The sequence below is a fragment of the Fibrobacter sp. UWS1 genome (assembly GCF_002300445.1).
Lineage (GTDB): Bacteria > Fibrobacterota > Fibrobacteria > Fibrobacterales > Fibrobacteraceae > Hallerella > Hallerella intestinalis.
In genome coordinates this window covers 1,537,748-1,551,882 of sequence record NZ_NSGW01000001.1, presented here as the reverse complement: position 1 = coordinate 1,551,882, position 14,135 = coordinate 1,537,748, and the positions used below count along the sequence as shown (strand labels likewise).

The window sequence follows — 14,135 nt, the reverse complement described above, 5'->3', positions numbered from 1 at the left end:
CCAAATGCTACCAACACCTGACAGGACTCTCTCAAGATTTATGAATCTCTCGATAGGGGTCTTGAATATATAAATAGATTTTTCGTTTGTCAAGAGATAACGATATATGGATTTGCTAAAATCTCAAAAATCCAAGCGTTCCGAACCTTTCGGTACGGGGCTATGTAAGCGATAGTATAAATAAAAACACAGGACGGTGATTGCTTCGCTTCGCTCGCAATGACGTAAAAGGGAGATTCCGGGGCAAACTCGGAATGATGTATGAGAAGGAGTTGCCCCGTCAAGCGGAGCATGACAAATTGGTCAAAAATTGGCGGAATAAACGCAATAGCGTGCAAGGTGAGTGTCGCGACAGACCGCTTGCGGGCTGGCATGACCGAACCGCAGCCGCGGACGCCGAAGGCGTCCAACAACTCACGCCCCAAATGGCCGTTTGCCTACAGGCAGATTTACAAAATATGCATGTACCAAAACGATGCGGCAGGCTTGCGCCGGTCGCAGACGTGAGCGTCGCCTTGTTCTCGTTGCAGAAATTGTCGAAGTTTCAAGTAGAGAACAAGAGAAAACCCTATTTGCCTTGAAATATAGATTTTTGGAATGGCAAAAGGTGACGCCACGCCCGGAAGGCGAGAAAAAAGCGTAAAAACGCAGATTTCAACCGCCTGCAGGGGTCGATTTTCCTCAAAATTGCCAAAATTTCCGCAAAATTCGCCAATTGTCATAATATGACATACGAGGAATGTATATTTGCCTCAAGAGCACATTGCCCCGCCTTTTTTTGCTTGTAGGCGGAAGGAGTAGAAGATGAATGAAGTTGAAAGCAAAATTCTTGTGTTGAGAGATCAGCGAGTTATCCTTGATTGCGATGTTGCAGATCTTTATGGAGTAAGTACCAAAGAAATTAATCAGGCGGTAAAGAATAATCCCGAAAAATTCCCTTCAGGGTATATTTTTCAAGTTAATGTTGCCGAGAAAAAGGAGGTGGTCAAAAATTTTGACCACCTTGCCAAGCTAAAATACAGTCCTGTTAATCCGACAGCCTTTACTGAACGCGGTCTCTATATGCTTGCGACAATTTTGAAAGGGCGTGTCGCAACGCAAACAACTATCAACATCATCAATACATTCGTAGAAATTCGCGAGTTGTCTCGTGCCATTGCTCGCGTTCCTGAAGTTGTTGATGAAAATGAAAAGAAGTCTTTGTTGAAAAGAAACGGCGAAATCATTTCTAATGTCCTCGCCTCGGATTCTACAAGTTTGGAAAGCGAAACGGAAATAGAATTGAATTTGGCGATGGTCAAGATAAGGCACAAAATAAAGAAAAAGTCAAATTGAACCTGGTACTTACATTGTCAAAAGCTTTTCCTTTGTAGGGGCATTGAACCTCGCGTTCTCTTGGCGCGGCACATTCAATGCCAATCCACGCTTTTTTTGCGGTTTTTACAAAAATTTTTACAATCGTCATCTTTTGACACTCGAAGAATATATCTTTGTAGGCTGAAACACTCTTTTCAGGAGGCATAATATGAAAAAGATTCTTTTTCTTATGATTATGGCGATATTGCCCGCCCTTGCCATGGCGTCGCCCTTTGGTTTAAAGATGGGTATGTCAATTAAGGAGATTGCCAAGGAATGCGATGGCAAGCCCGAATTCGTAAAGAATGACGCTTACATAATCAAGCCTAAGAAAAGTCACCCGTCATTTGAGTATTATTTTGTTTTTGTTGACAAAAATAAGGGTTTGTACCAGATCAAGGCGCTATCTTCGGCCATCAGTACAAACGACTATGGAACAGAATTGCAGAGCGCTTTCAATACCACCAAAGATCGTGTCGCAAAGAGATACGGGGAACCTACGATTCGCGATGAAATTGACCCGGAATCAGCTTTTCAAGATGGTAATGACTGGATGTACACTTTAAAGGGTGGTGCTCGTACTTTGGCCGCCATCTGGGGTAAGGGAGGAAAACTCGCCGACAATCTTGATATGGTTATCCTTGAATGTTCCGCAAGCGAGATTTCTTCCCGCCAGGGATTCCTGATTCTTTATTATTTCTTCAAAAATGCGGATAAAATTGAAGACGAACAGGACTCCGTATTTTAGGTACAGCGCACTTTACTCATACAACCCTTTGTTAAAGTAACGGTCGCCGCGGTCGGGGGCTACGAACACGATGTTTCCGCGGGCGCCCTTGTTGAAGGGGCTGGTTTCGGTGGATTTCTCCGACTCGGGCTCCTGCAGGTCCAAAATCTTGATTCCGAGGATAGTCTCCAGGAATGGCTTCGCGATGTGCTTGCGGCTGAATACCAGCGCGAACATGAAGCGGTTCGTGATGGGCAAATTTTCGAACGGGATGTGGTTTGGCTCCATGATGTTCCTTTGTGTGGACTGGGGTTGTCCGCACGGTTTGTCGTTTTTTCCTCGCCCGCTTTATTCCCCAATTTAATATCCTGCTCCTTTTTTTTGTATTTTAGGAATATCTTTTTCCTTTGGGAGTTTATGCTTTCTTTTTGGTTTATCTTTCTCGCCTTTGTCGCTCTGCTTTTAGCTCTTGACTTGGGAGTTTTTCATAAAAAAGACCACAAAATTGGGGTTTCCGAAGCTCTTGTCTGGACTTTCGTCTGGATAATTCTTTCTCTCCTGTTCGGCATCGCTATTTACTTTTTGTACGAAAAGGGTCACGTTCAGCATATCGACGGAATGGTAAGCGGTTCGGAAGCTGTTTTGGAATACCTATCCGGATATATCATCGAAAAATCTCTTTCCCTCGACAATATATTCGTCATTGCTGCCATATTCTCTTATTTCAAAATCCCGGACAAATTCCAGCATCGGGTTTTATTTTGGGGAATCATTGGAGCGATCCTTCTTCGCGGGGCGTTTATTCTTGCAGGTTCCGCGCTGATTCAGCATTTCAACTGGATAATGTATCTGTTCGGAGCCCTCCTTCTTTATAGCGCATTCAAAATGCTTTTCGCCAACAATTCCGAAGAACAGGATTTGGGCAGAAATAAAATCGTTGTTTTGGCAAAAAAAATTTTCCCGATGACGACTGATATTCAAGGCCATTCTTTTTTCGTTCGGGAAAATGGGAAACTTTTGGCTACACCCCTTTTTTTGTCGCTTCTGGCTGTTGAAATTTCGGATGTCCTTTTTGCCGTTGATTCTATCCCCGCGATTTTTGGCGTAACCCTAGATCCATTTATCGTATTTTCCTCCAATATTATGGCGATTCTTGGTTTGCGTTCCCTCTATTTCGCTTTGGCGGCCATCTTAGGGAAATTCGAGAAACTGAAATATGCCATCGTTTTTATTTTGGCGTTCGTGGGTGTAAAAATGTTGATTGTACAATTTTGTCATATTCCCTCCGCCATCAGTTTAGCAGTTATTCTGCTTTCGCTAGCTTTCGGCATTGCAGCAAGCCTTTTGTCCAAGAAATCTCCGTAAGATTTTTTATTTTTGTGGCGTTCATATTTTTAGGAGATTGCTATGAGTGCTCAAGAAATTCCATACAAGATTTATCTTTCCGAAAAAGAGATTCCCCAAGCGTGGTACAACGTCCGCGCTGATATGAAAAATAAACCTGCGCCACTTTTGAATCCGGGAACGCATCAGCCGCTTCAATTCGAAGAATTGCGTCCTGTTTTTTGCGATGAATTGATAAAGCAGGAACTGAACGATACCGACCCGTGGATTCCCATTCCAGAAGAAATCCGCAATTTTTATAAAATGTTCCGTCCGTCGCCCTTGATTCGTGCATACTGCCTAGAAAAAAAATTAAAAACGCCGGCTAAAATTTATTACAAGTTCGAAGGCAACAACACCAGCGGAAGCCATAAATTGAATTCCGCCATCGCCCAGGCCTATTATGCCAAAATGCAAGGTTTAAAAGGCGTTACGACGGAAACCGGAGCCGGTCAATGGGGCACGGCTCTTTCTATGGCTTGCGCTTACTTTGGAATCGACTGCCGCGTCTATATGGTGAAATGCTCCTACGAGCAAAAGCCCTTCCGCCGTGAAGTCATGCGTACTTACGGCGCAAATGTGACTCCGTCGCCATCCATGACAACAGAAATCGGAAAAAAGATCAATGCGGAATATCCCGGCACGACGGGAAGCCTTGGCTGCGCCATTTCCGAAGCCGTTGAAGCGGCGACCAAATTAGATGGATATCGCTACGTTCTTGGTTCTGTACTTTCTCAAGTTCTTTTGCACCAGACAGTCATTGGTCTTGAAGCAAAAACTGCCTTGGATAAATACGGAGTTTCGCCCGATATCATTATCGGCTGTGCTGGTGGCGGTTCCAATTTGGGCGGTTTGGTTTCTCCGTTCCTCGGAGAAAAAATTCGCGGCGAAAAGGATTATCGGATTATCGCTGTAGAACCCGCATCTTGTCCGAGTTTGACTCGAGGCGTTTTTGCTTACGACTTCTGCGATACGGGCCATGTTTGCCCACTCGCTAAAATGTACACTCTCGGTTCTGAATTTATGCCGTCGGCGAATCATGCTGGAGGCCTTCGTTATCACGGCATGAGTTCCATTCTTTCGCAGGCTTATCATGATGGTCTGATGGAAGCTTGCGCTGTTGAACAGACGGCCGTTTTCAATGCTGCGGAAGAATTTGCTCGGGTGGAAGGAATTTTGCCCGCGCCGGAATCCAGTCATGCGATTCGTGTCGCTATCGATGAAGCGTTGAAATGTAAAGAAACGGGAGAATCTAAAACCATTCTCTTTGGCTTGACAGGAACAGGCTATTTTGATATGAAAGCCTACGAGGCCTACAATAATGGCACAATGTCCGATTATATTCTGACAGATGCCGATTTGCAAAAGAGCATCGATTTAATTCCTCGCTTTCCTGGAAATCTGATGTAATTTTTAGAGGTGGCCTTTAGAAAAAATGGTTGCTATCCGTCGGGGAACCGACGGATTTTTTTTTGCGGCACTTTGAAATTTTCAGTAAAAATCAAAAAGAAGATTTCTTCTCCAAAAAGAACCATTCCGAAAGACGTGCGCGAAATGCGTTAATTCTCTCCGCTGAATTTTCTCTTTTGGGGTAAGTAAAATTGCTCAATAATACAACAGCGCTTTTTCTTTCCGCATCTGCGACGATGCTTGTTCCTGTAAATCCCGTTTTCCCAAAACGATGTGGCCCATGCGCCATTCCCATAAATTTTTCAGAATCCAATTCCCAACCGAGAGCCGTACATTCGCCTGGCACCCGGCCCGCCAAGGCGTTTGTAGAAACCAATTTCAAAATTCCAGAAGCAATAATTCGTTTTCCATGATATTCTCCATCGTTCAATATCATTTGCACAAATCGGAGCAAATCTGGAACTGTCGAAAACATTCCCGCGCTTCCTACAGGAAAAAGCGACTGTAAAGCAAAGGCACTTTCATCGTGAATTTCACCTTGAAGTTTTCGTTTTCGCCACGGGCATTCTTCTGTAGCCACAATTTCTTCTTTTGAAAATTTTTCCAAAGGATTCCAACCCGATCGACTCATGCCCAGCGGTTTGAAAAATTCGTCTTCCGCCAATTGCGATAATTTTTTTCCAGTTAATCGCATTAAAAGAATTCCCAATAAAATGCTTGCCGGATTGCCGTAATTAAAAATAGTTCCCGGCTTTTTATCAAATGGATAAGAATAAAGAAATTCCAAAATTTGTTTTGGAGGCAAGTCTTTTAAAGAACTCATCCGAACCCGATAATCTAAGCTATGAGTCAGCAAATGCCATAGACGAATTTCATTTCGATAATTTGTTTGTAATTCTGGAATGAAATTGGCAACTTTCATCTCCAAATCTAATTCGCCTTCCAAAATTCGTTTGAGTGCAAGAGTTGATGTGGGACACACTTTTGTCACCGAAGCTAAATCAAAAATGGCATTTTCCGTTGTCCCATAAGCGCGAACCATCTGTGTTCCATCACTAGAAATAAAACCGACAACCGCTTTTGAAAAAATACCACTTTGAATGGCATCTTGAAATAAAGAATCTAAAGAATTATCCAATGCAGAGTTCATAAAAATAAAATAGATTTTCTTCCGGACGATTTTTGCAGAGAGAGAAAATGGAAGAACAAATCGACATTTTGGATAGCGACGGAAAAAAAACAGGAATGGTTTGCGGACGAAGCGAGGTCCATCGAAGAGGACTTTGGCATAGAACTGTACACATCTGGCTTTTTGATGAATGCGGGCGCATTCTTTTTCAACTCCGAGCGCATGACAAACTCAATAATCCCAATTTATATGATACTAGCTGCGCTGGGCATATATCTGCGGGCGACTCCAGTCTAGATTCCGCTATTCGAGAAATTCGCGAAGAACTTGGCATTTCCAAGAATCCCGCGGATCTTATCTACCTTTTTGAATCAAAACACGAAAGCGTGCTGAACGGCGGTACATATCTAGACAATGAATACTACGACGTTTATCGTGGAAACATTTCCGAAGAAGAAAAAAAACAACTGATTCCCCAACCTCACGAAGTCGATGGATTTTGTTTTTTCTCTCCCCAAGAATTGGAACGGATGCTTCGTACAAATCCTCAAAAATTTGTCAGTCATCCTAAAGATTTCTCTTATTTATTACAAACAAAGTAATTTCTGCATAACGGGTTTACAAATATGACCTTGCAACAATTACGTTACGCCATTGGCATTGCCGAAAGTTCGTCTTTTAACAAAGCGGCTAAAAATCTTTATGTTTCACAGCCCTCTTTAACTGCGGCCATTCATGATTTAGAAACCGAAATTGGCATCACTATATTCAATCGGACAAATCGCGGAGTTTCCCTTACCAGCGAAGGGGAATCTTTTATCGCTTACGCCAAAGATTTTTATCGCCATTATGAAGCCCTTTTGGGACTCTATGGGAAAAATGGGAAACGGAGAAAACATTTTTCCGTTTCTACACAGCATTACTCCTTTGCTGTAAAGAGTTTTGTCGAAATGGCCAAAAAAATTAATGCAGAAGAATATGATTTGGGAATCAGCGAAACCCAAACTCGCGAGGTTGTCTCTGACGTTAGCAATTTAAAAAGCGAAATAGGCATTTTGTTCATCAGCGATTTTAATCGCAAAATCATCGGCGACTTGATTGAAGCCAAAGATTGCGAATTTCATGAACTGATTCGCTGCAAAGCATTTGTATATATGTGGAAAAAACATCCTTTAGCCGAAAAGAAATTCATCACTTTTAAAGAACTCGCGCCTTATCCATGCCTTTCTTTTTACCAAGGAGATGACAGTGCGGAATATTACGCCGAAGAGATTTTAAGTACAAAAGAATACTCCCAAACAATCAAAGCGAACGACCGAGCGACAATGCTGAATTTAATGGTTGGCTTGAATGGTTACACGCTTTGCTCGGGAATTATCTGCGAAGAATTAAATGGCAATGATTATGTGGCGATTCCCTTTCGCGATCCGACGGCCAATAAGGAAGTGATGGAAATCGGCTACATTACCAAAAAGAACATGTTGTTAAGTTCTCTTGGTGAAGCCTATATCGGGGAATTAAAAAGCTATTTGGGCGTAAAATCATAGTGGCGTCCATACTGACATCCAGAATAAAGTTGATAAAAAATTAAATCCTTGTTATATTTGTATCCGCTTATTTTGCTTCATTGTAATTCGCAAGTCTAATTGCAATGTCAATCATGATAAGCATCAACCAAGCTTGATGATGCAAAAAACATCAACGAGCCATTGGCTCGAGTAGCACAGTTGGATAGTGCATCTGCCTTCTAAGCAGAGGGTCGTGGGTTCGAATCCCGCCTCGAGTATGAAAACTGATCATCGATAAGTGGTCAGTTTTTTTATAGGATGGGTTTCGTAAAGTTTGCGACGGAACTTTCAAAACGCCAAACGCTTCACATCTTTCCTTTGATTTCTATAAACTCTTGGACGTTTATATGCGTTGTCGGAATGTTCCATGTTGGTAGAATGTTCGATGTCTTTTCGATTGCTTTTAAAGAAATCTTGCATTACTTTTATGAATGTGGGGTGCGCCCCAGTCGCCTTGGTTTAGCGAAGGGATGCTGGAGCAAACCGCAGGGTAAGGCAACCGGAGCGCAACCCCATATTGATTTTCATTGATCATCCTCCTTTGGGCGCAGGGCTAAGCTCTGCGCCTATTTTCTTTTTTAAATTCTTTAAACGCAAAAAAGCGAACTCTTTCGAGTTCGCTTTTTCTCTTTTACGAGAAATTAACGTTGGGCGTTCTTCGCTTTATCGCCGAACTTCTTAATCAGCTCGTCCTGGATGTTGCGAGGAACAGGAGCGTATTTCTTGAATTCCATCGTGAATTCCGCTTTGCCCTGAGTCATGGAACGAAGATCCGTCATGTAGCCGAACATTTCGGAAAGCGGAACTTCCGCTTCGATGATCGTGTCATCACGTTCTTCCGTCGTGCCCATGATGTTGCCACGACGCTGAGAAATGTTACCGACAACACTGCCTTGGAATTCGGTCGGCGTTGTGATTTCCACTTTCATGATCGGTTCAAGAATTTGCGCTCCGGCCTTTTCAAAAGCCTGACGGAAAGCCATACGTGCGCAAATCTGGAACGCCATATCCGAAGAGTCCACTTCGTGATAAGCACCATCTTGAAGATCCATTTCAATGCCGACTACCGGGAAGCCGATGAGAGAACCCGCTTCCATGCAGCTCTGGAAACCCTTGTCGCAAGACGGGATGAATTCTTTCGGAATGCGACCGCCCACGACGCTGTTGATAAAGTTATAGGTCTTTTCAGCATCGCCTTCGACTTGCATCGGACGCATTTCACCGACAACTTTAGCGAACTGACCCGAACCACCGGTCTGCTTCTTGTGAGTGTAATCGAACTTGGCCGGGCGTGTAATGGTTTCGCGATAAGCGACTTGCGGTTTTCCTCTTTCCACAGAAACCTTGTATTCGCGCTTCATACGTTCGATATAGACGTCGAGGTGAAGTTCGCCCATGCCCTTAATGATGGTCTGTCCACTTTCCTTATCGACATAGACTTGGAAAGTCGGGTCTTCCTTGGTGAAACGGTTAAGAGCTTTGGACATCGCTTCAAGATCGTCGCGGTTTTGCGCTTCAATAGCCAGTTCGATAACCGGATTCGGCACGTGCATCGAAGTCATGTTGTAATGCAAAGTGCCGTCGGTAAAGGTCGTACCCGAAGCGCAATCAATGCCGAAAAGCGCTACGATGTCGCCCGAACCCGCATATTCAATGTCGATCGGCTGGTTGGAGTGCATACGGCGGAGACGTCCCACAGAGACCTTCTTGCCGGTTGCCATGTTGTAAATGGAGTCGCCCTTGTGAATCGCACCCTGATAGATTCGGATGTACGTAAGCTGACCGTATTGTCCGTTTTCAAGTTTGAATGCGTAGCAGACGAGCGGCTTCGAATCGTCAGACTGGAGAACGACTTCCTTTTCTTCGTGATCGACATCGAGAGCGAGGTTTTCCACTTCGGTCGGGTCTGGGAGGAATGCGGAAACGCCATCGAGAAGCGGCTGGATGCCGATATTCTTGTGGGCGGAGCCCATAAAGACCGGAGTCATCTTGAGTTCAATTGTCGCCTTACGGATCGTCGCTTTGAGAAGTTCTTCCGGAATGTCGTTGTAGTTGCCTTCCATGGCTTTTTCCATGACTTCATCGTTGAAGTCTGCACAGCAGTCAACGAGCTTTTCACGGTATTCTTGAGCCTGAGCTTGCAAATCTTCCGGGATTTCCTTTTCAATCAGATCTTCGCCATTCGGACCTTCGAAATAGAGGGCCTTCATCTTGATCAAATCGACAACGCCGCGGAGCTTGTCTTCCAATCCGATAGGAATCTGCATGACGCAAGGATTGTGGTTGAGCTTTTCCTTGAGCATGACGGCAACACGGAGAGGGTTTGCCCCGGAACGGTCGCATTTGTTCACAAAAGCAACTCGCGGGACATGGTAGCGCTTCATCTGGCGGTCAACGGTGATTGACTGGGATTGCACACCTTCAACGCCTGTTAAAACGAGAATAGCACCGTCGAGGACTCGAAGAGCGCGTTCAACTTCAATGGTAAAGTCCACGTGCCCCGGTGTATCGATGATGTTGATGGTGGTATCTTTCCAGTTCACAAAAGTCGCTGCAGACTGAATCGTGATGCCACGTTCCTTTTCCAATTCCATGGAGTCCATGGTTGCACCCACGCCGTCTTTTCCGCGAACTTCGTGGATGGCATGAATCTTTTTCGTGAAAAACAGAATACGTTCTGTGAGGGTGGTCTTGCCCGAGTCGATGTGGGCAGAGATACCAATGTTACGATGTTTGTGAATTTCGTTCATATTCTTTCCGTGGAAATGATTGATAAGTTGGCGCCAAAATAGCAAAAAATGAACCGGCACTCAAGGGTTGATTTAAAAGAGGGGCGGTTTTCGCTTTATTTTGGAACGGCTTTTAGAAAATCGGAAATTTTAAAATGCTCTTTGGTTCTTAAGATTTCTTGGAAATTTCGGCTTCTGGAAGAGGTTCGTCGATGCTTGAAATAGATTCCGATGCTTCGAAATACGCTTTGGCAATTCTGGCGACGGCATAAGTATCGTAGGCTGCATAGGCTCCTCCGCCGATGGCTCCGAGAACAGGGACGGCTTTGGACAGCACTTTCAAACGGCTTTTTTTGATTAAAAGATGCGTTCCCGCGCGGACGGCGATATCCCGAAAAATTTGCGATCCAGATTGTTTGCACAGGCACCAGAGTAAAGATTGCTGGGTCAAATAACCGAGTTTTCCATAAACAGCCGCAATATCGGCGACGAGTTGCGCCTGTATTTTCCAAATGGCGGCAAGATCGGGAAGCGATGCGAAAAGCCCGATAATCCCACCCGGTGCGGAAAGAGACGCACTGACCGCGGCGGATTTCAACGCAGCGGCCTGAGTCAATTTTTTAATCGCCTCTTCGGGATTTTTTGAAGGGCTCAATTTTGATGAAGGAAGTTCCAACAGGAATTTCTGGATGCTATACATAGTTTTAATGTAGTTTTTTAGCCAGTAAAATCGATTCTGCTCTTACAAAATAACGGGAAGAATTTTGGCGACGATTCCTTTTGTAGGAAACCGCAGAATTCCGCCTTTGGATTCAAAGAAGATTTTCAGAATTTCTTCAATCCACATTTTTTCGCAAGTCGGTTCAAAGACGCAAAAATCCGCGCCAGAATCCGTTTTCTCAATTTTATATTTTGCTGAAAACCGAATAAGAGCCGGTTCCCCCACCAAGCCGATTTCCAAATTACATTTCTGTTCGGCTGTATTCAACACAAAGGAATGAATGGTTCCTAGACGTTGAACGAGCGGATGCGACTGGATTGCTTTTTTTATCAGGGGATCGGCAAACATGATTATCTCGGAAGGGTCAGAATGTCGATGCCGTTGGGAGTCAGGGCAAGGGTGTGCTCCCATTGCGCCGAAAGACTTCCATCGACGGTCACCGCGGTCCATCCGTCTTTGAGGGTTTTGGTTTCGGGCTTGCCCGCGTTGATCATCGGCTCGATTGTAAAGACGTTTCCGATTTCAATCATCGGTGTTCGGAAGGAATTGGCAAAATGCAAAATGGTGGGCTCTTCATGGAAGCCGCGGCCGATGCCGTGTCCGCAATAATCTTCTACGACGCTAAATCCATGCTCGTCGGCGATAGGCTGAATGGCGCAACCGATGTCCGAAAAACGAGCTTTTGGCATTTCCGCCGCCTGAATTCCCTCTTCCAGACAAAGTTTGGCGACATCTACAAGTTCCTTCGCCAACGGACTGACGTTTCCGACGCAGAACATGGCTGAACAATCTCCGTGGTAGCCGGAAAGAATCGTCGTGATGTCGATGTTCAAAATATCGCCATCCTTGAGAACGGTTTCCTTTTTGGGAATGCCGTGACAAATGACGTTGTTCAAACTGATGCAGGCGTAGCGCGGATATCCATTGTAGCCGAGGCAAGCAGAAATGCCGCCGTGTTTTTTGGTGAAGTCGCCGATAAATTCGTCGATTTCCAGAGTATTCACTCCGGGTTTGCACATTTCACCTGCCCGAACCAAAGTTTCTGCAGCGAGCGCGCCCGCGGAACGGATGAGTTCTATTTCTTTTTTGGTTTTGATTTTAATTTTGGACATTATCCATTCCCTTGTTTTCGCCTGTTGTCGTATTCTTTCCAGTAGAATTTATCCAAAAGATAGGCGAGGACTTCTTTGTCTTCGGAATTGCTAACCAGCTCGTCCACGAGGGGCAAGAAGCGGCGCAAACGTTCTTTTTTCATTTGTCCGAGAATCCGTTTTTCGCGGTCCAATTCTGCAACGGCTCTCTGACGAATGCGATTGGCCAACTCTTCTTCGCTGATGGCGGGCATTTTAATGAACTGGATGCCAAAATCGACTGCGGTTTTTTGCAGTTCGATTTCTTCTACCGGCGTAATGAGGGAAATGGCAACTCCACTTCTGCCCGCTCTAGCGGTGCGCCCGCTTCGATGGACGTAAATTTCATGATCGTCCGGATGGTCGTAAATGATGACGTGAGTCACGTGGGTGACGTCGATTCCTCGGGCGGCAACATCCGTGCAGATGAGAATGTTCAATCGTTTATAACGGAAAGCTTCGAGAGTTTCTTCTCGCAGCTTTTGGGAAATATCCCCCGAAAGAGCGCCGACGCGGAAACCGTAATTGGAAAGCACCTGTTCCAAGTAACTGACGTCCCGTTTCATATTGCAGAAGATCATGCAGCTGTCCGGATTTTCCCATTCCAAAATTTTTATCGTCAATTTGTCTTTGTCCATCACGTCGCACATATAGTAGCGATGTTCCAAATTGTTGGCGATGACTTTGTCATAACTGAGCGAAAGGAATCCGGCATTTTTGCGCTGAAATTCCCGAGCAAGGCTTTTTACCGTTTGCGGGATGGTTGCGCTGAACATGGTGCAGGCGATGTCTTTGGGTAGGTAACGGCGAATGCGTTGCATATCGGGATAAAATCCCATCGAAAGCATTTCGTCGGCTTCGTCCATGATCAAATCGCGAACAGAAAGAAAATCGACGTGACCGCGCTGCGCATGATCCAGTAGCCGTCCCGGCGTCGCCACAATGATATGCACACCTTCTCGGAGGGCGCGAAGCTGAGTTTCGTAACCGACGCCTCCAAAAATCGCCACGGATTTGATTCCCGTTCCTTGAGAGAGGCTTTCGATTTCGGATTCCACCTGTTGTGCCAATTCCCGGGTCGGCACCAAAATGAGCGCTTGGGGAAATTTGTGTTCGCGGACAATCACCTGCAAAAGCGGTAAAACAAATGCTCCGGTTTTTCCTGATCCTGTTTTGGATTGCACCAGCATATCGCGCGCATTGAGCATATAAGGAATTGTCTTGCGCTGCACGGGCATCAAATCGGTCCAACCGTGTTTTTCAAGAGTTGCCTTGAGATCGGCTGGTAAATCGGTGAAATTATAATCGGGGAGTTTGTTTTCGGGCTCTACAATGTGAAGAGGAGTCAAAAAAGGATTGGCCGGTTTAGAAGACGGTTCTGAAATTTCTGTATTTTTTTTTAGTTCTTCATTCATACAGCATAAAGTTAGAAATAGGCAAAACGATAAACATGAACGATGGAAAAAAAGAACGGATTTCTCCGTCAAAAAAGAAAATCAGTTTGTATTCGCTTCGTATTCCCGCAGAGCTTTTTCAATGGGCGGAATTACCTGGTCGGCGATTTTTTCAAAGAATAGGCATTGATTTTTAATCGCAACATCTCGATGACGGGCGGCGTGCTGCTTAATCCATTCCGATACAGCGGTCTGCCTTTCTTTAGAAGAATTGGCGATCACTTTTTTGATGGACTGGCTTTGCTCTTCCATATAACGGTGCATATCGATAGGCATCTGCTTGTAATAGAGGTAAAGTTTTAAAAGCTGGTGCATATCTAGAGCTTCGGCAAATTGCTTGAGTTTTTCCTTTTTAAACTGGTAAAAATCGGCAATGTTGTTCAAAATATACGGAAGGAACAATTGTTTTAAATAATCCAACTTGCCTTCGGAGTACGCCTTGTCGAAGTCGCGAAAAATTTTACTCTGCTTTAATTCGTAATCGCCGAATACTTCCATAATCTTAATTTAACTTCTCCAAAACGAAAG

Annotated in this window: 15 protein-coding genes and 1 tRNA gene; 8 read left to right on the top strand and 8 right to left on the bottom strand. The window is 44.7% G+C overall.

Features of this window, described 5'->3' with window-relative positions; genetic code table 11:
• Positions 1-261 precede the first annotated feature (261 nt).
• The 3 genes from BGX14_RS15265 (at position 262) to BGX14_RS06490 (ending at position 2,104) form a co-directional block, all read left to right on the top strand.
• Positions 262-507, top strand: a complete 246-nt coding sequence (locus BGX14_RS15265; RefSeq protein ID WP_143394170.1) for a hypothetical protein — start codon at positions 262-264, stop codon at positions 505-507.
• Positions 508-804: 297 nt separating this feature from the next.
• Positions 805-1,335, top strand: a complete 531-nt coding sequence (locus BGX14_RS06495; RefSeq protein ID WP_073301823.1) for an ORF6N domain-containing protein — start codon at positions 805-807, stop codon at positions 1,333-1,335.
• Between the two features lie 190 nt (positions 1,336-1,525).
• Positions 1,526-2,104 (top strand): hypothetical protein, encoded by a 579-nt coding sequence (locus BGX14_RS06490; RefSeq protein ID WP_073301825.1) that lies wholly within the window; start codon positions 1,526-1,528, stop codon positions 2,102-2,104.
• A 12-nt stretch (positions 2,105-2,116) separates the two neighbouring features.
• On the opposite strand, the gene BGX14_RS06485 is transcribed toward BGX14_RS06490, so the two are convergent.
• Positions 2,117-2,371, bottom strand: coding sequence for a hypothetical protein (locus tag BGX14_RS06485; protein WP_143159271.1), 255 nt, complete (start codon positions 2,369-2,371; stop codon positions 2,117-2,119).
• Positions 2,372-2,500: 129 nt separating this feature from the next.
• Here BGX14_RS06485 and BGX14_RS06480 point away from each other — a divergent pair, with 129 nt between their 5' ends.
• Entirely contained in the window at positions 2,501-3,448 is a 948-nt protein-coding gene (locus tag BGX14_RS06480; protein WP_073301829.1) for a TerC family protein, read from the top strand.
• A gap of 42 nt (positions 3,449-3,490) precedes the next feature.
• Positions 3,491-4,876: a TrpB-like pyridoxal phosphate-dependent enzyme gene (locus BGX14_RS06475; protein WP_095879415.1), complete on the top strand. Its 1,386-nt coding sequence runs from the start codon at positions 3,491-3,493 to the stop codon at positions 4,874-4,876.
• A gap of 91 nt (positions 4,877-4,967) precedes the next feature.
• Here BGX14_RS06475 and BGX14_RS06470 read toward each other — a convergent pair whose 3' ends face one another.
• Positions 4,968-6,026, bottom strand: a complete 1,059-nt coding sequence (locus BGX14_RS06470; protein ID WP_073301832.1) for a serine hydrolase — start codon at positions 6,024-6,026, stop codon at positions 4,968-4,970.
• Positions 6,027-6,073: 47 nt separating this feature from the next.
• Between BGX14_RS06470 and BGX14_RS06465 the strand changes: the two genes are divergently transcribed.
• The 3 genes from BGX14_RS06465 to BGX14_RS06455 all read left to right on the top strand — a co-directional run bounded on the left by BGX14_RS06465 (position 6,074) and on the right by BGX14_RS06455 (position 7,791).
• Positions 6,074-6,607: an NUDIX domain-containing protein gene (locus tag BGX14_RS06465; RefSeq protein ID WP_073301834.1), complete on the top strand. Its 534-nt coding sequence runs from the start codon at positions 6,074-6,076 to the stop codon at positions 6,605-6,607.
• 24 nt (positions 6,608-6,631) lie between these two features.
• Positions 6,632-7,552 carry a LysR family transcriptional regulator gene (locus tag BGX14_RS06460; RefSeq protein ID WP_095879414.1) on the top strand — a complete coding sequence of 307 codons (921 nt, stop codon included), beginning with the start codon at positions 6,632-6,634 and terminating at the stop codon, positions 7,550-7,552.
• 165 nt (positions 7,553-7,717) lie between these two features.
• Positions 7,718-7,791, top strand: a tRNA-Arg gene (locus tag BGX14_RS06455).
• A gap of 423 nt (positions 7,792-8,214) precedes the next feature.
• On the opposite strand, the gene fusA is transcribed toward BGX14_RS06455, so the two are convergent.
• From fusA to BGX14_RS06420, 6 genes are all read right to left on the bottom strand, one after another.
• Positions 8,215-10,323, bottom strand: coding sequence for an elongation factor G (gene fusA / locus BGX14_RS06445; RefSeq protein ID WP_073301938.1), 2,109 nt, complete (start codon positions 10,321-10,323; stop codon positions 8,215-8,217).
• Between the two features lie 148 nt (positions 10,324-10,471).
• Positions 10,472-11,002: a DUF697 domain-containing protein gene (locus BGX14_RS06440; RefSeq protein ID WP_095879413.1), complete on the bottom strand. Its 531-nt coding sequence runs from the start codon at positions 11,000-11,002 to the stop codon at positions 10,472-10,474.
• Positions 11,003-11,044: 42 nt separating this feature from the next.
• The gene (locus tag BGX14_RS06435) at positions 11,045-11,371 is read right to left on the bottom strand and encodes a hypothetical protein (RefSeq protein WP_095879412.1); all 327 of its coding nucleotides are present in this window, start codon (positions 11,369-11,371) and stop codon (positions 11,045-11,047) included.
• Positions 11,372-11,373: 2 nt separating this feature from the next.
• The gene (gene map, locus BGX14_RS06430) at positions 11,374-12,135 is read right to left on the bottom strand and encodes a type I methionyl aminopeptidase (RefSeq protein ID WP_073301843.1); all 762 of its coding nucleotides are present in this window, start codon (positions 12,133-12,135) and stop codon (positions 11,374-11,376) included.
• Positions 12,135-13,568 carry a DEAD/DEAH box helicase gene (locus BGX14_RS06425; RefSeq protein WP_073301844.1) on the bottom strand — a complete coding sequence of 478 codons (1,434 nt, stop codon included), beginning with the start codon at positions 13,566-13,568 and terminating at the stop codon, positions 12,135-12,137. The genes map and BGX14_RS06425 overlap by 1 nt, the downstream gene beginning before the upstream one ends.
• 81 nt (positions 13,569-13,649) lie before the next feature.
• Positions 13,650-14,105, bottom strand: a complete 456-nt coding sequence (locus BGX14_RS06420; RefSeq protein WP_078775261.1) for a hypothetical protein — start codon at positions 14,103-14,105, stop codon at positions 13,650-13,652.
• Positions 14,106-14,135 lie beyond the last annotated feature (30 nt).

Coding starts and splice junctions, on each gene's coding strand:
- BGX14_RS15265 (WP_143394170.1), top strand. CDS start 262: ATGAGAAGGAGTTGCCCCGTCAAGCGGAGCATGACAAATTGGTCAAAA.
- BGX14_RS06495 (WP_073301823.1), top strand. CDS start 805: ATGAATGAAGTTGAAAGCAAAATTCTTGTGTTGAGAGATCAGCGAGTT.
- BGX14_RS06490 (WP_073301825.1), top strand. CDS start 1,526: ATGAAAAAGATTCTTTTTCTTATGATTATGGCGATATTGCCCGCCCTT.
- BGX14_RS06485 (WP_143159271.1), bottom strand. CDS start 2,371: ATGGAGCCAAACCACATCCCGTTCGAAAATTTGCCCATCACGAACCGC.
- BGX14_RS06480 (WP_073301829.1), top strand. CDS start 2,501: ATGCTTTCTTTTTGGTTTATCTTTCTCGCCTTTGTCGCTCTGCTTTTA.
- BGX14_RS06475 (WP_095879415.1), top strand. CDS start 3,491: ATGAGTGCTCAAGAAATTCCATACAAGATTTATCTTTCCGAAAAAGAG.
- BGX14_RS06470 (WP_073301832.1), bottom strand. CDS start 6,026: ATGAACTCTGCATTGGATAATTCTTTAGATTCTTTATTTCAAGATGCC.
- BGX14_RS06465 (WP_073301834.1), top strand. CDS start 6,074: ATGGAAGAACAAATCGACATTTTGGATAGCGACGGAAAAAAAACAGGA.
- BGX14_RS06460 (WP_095879414.1), top strand. CDS start 6,632: ATGACCTTGCAACAATTACGTTACGCCATTGGCATTGCCGAAAGTTCG.
- fusA (WP_073301938.1), bottom strand. CDS start 10,323: ATGAACGAAATTCACAAACATCGTAACATTGGTATCTCTGCCCACATC.
- BGX14_RS06440 (WP_095879413.1), bottom strand. CDS start 11,002: ATGTATAGCATCCAGAAATTCCTGTTGGAACTTCCTTCATCAAAATTG.
- BGX14_RS06435 (WP_095879412.1), bottom strand. CDS start 11,371: ATGTTTGCCGATCCCCTGATAAAAAAAGCAATCCAGTCGCATCCGCTC.
- map (WP_073301843.1), bottom strand. CDS start 12,135: ATGTCCAAAATTAAAATCAAAACCAAAAAAGAAATAGAACTCATCCGT.
- BGX14_RS06425 (WP_073301844.1), bottom strand. CDS start 13,568: ATGAATGAAGAACTAAAAAAAAATACAGAAATTTCAGAACCGTCTTCT.
- BGX14_RS06420 (WP_078775261.1), bottom strand. CDS start 14,105: ATGGAAGTATTCGGCGATTACGAATTAAAGCAGAGTAAAATTTTTCGC.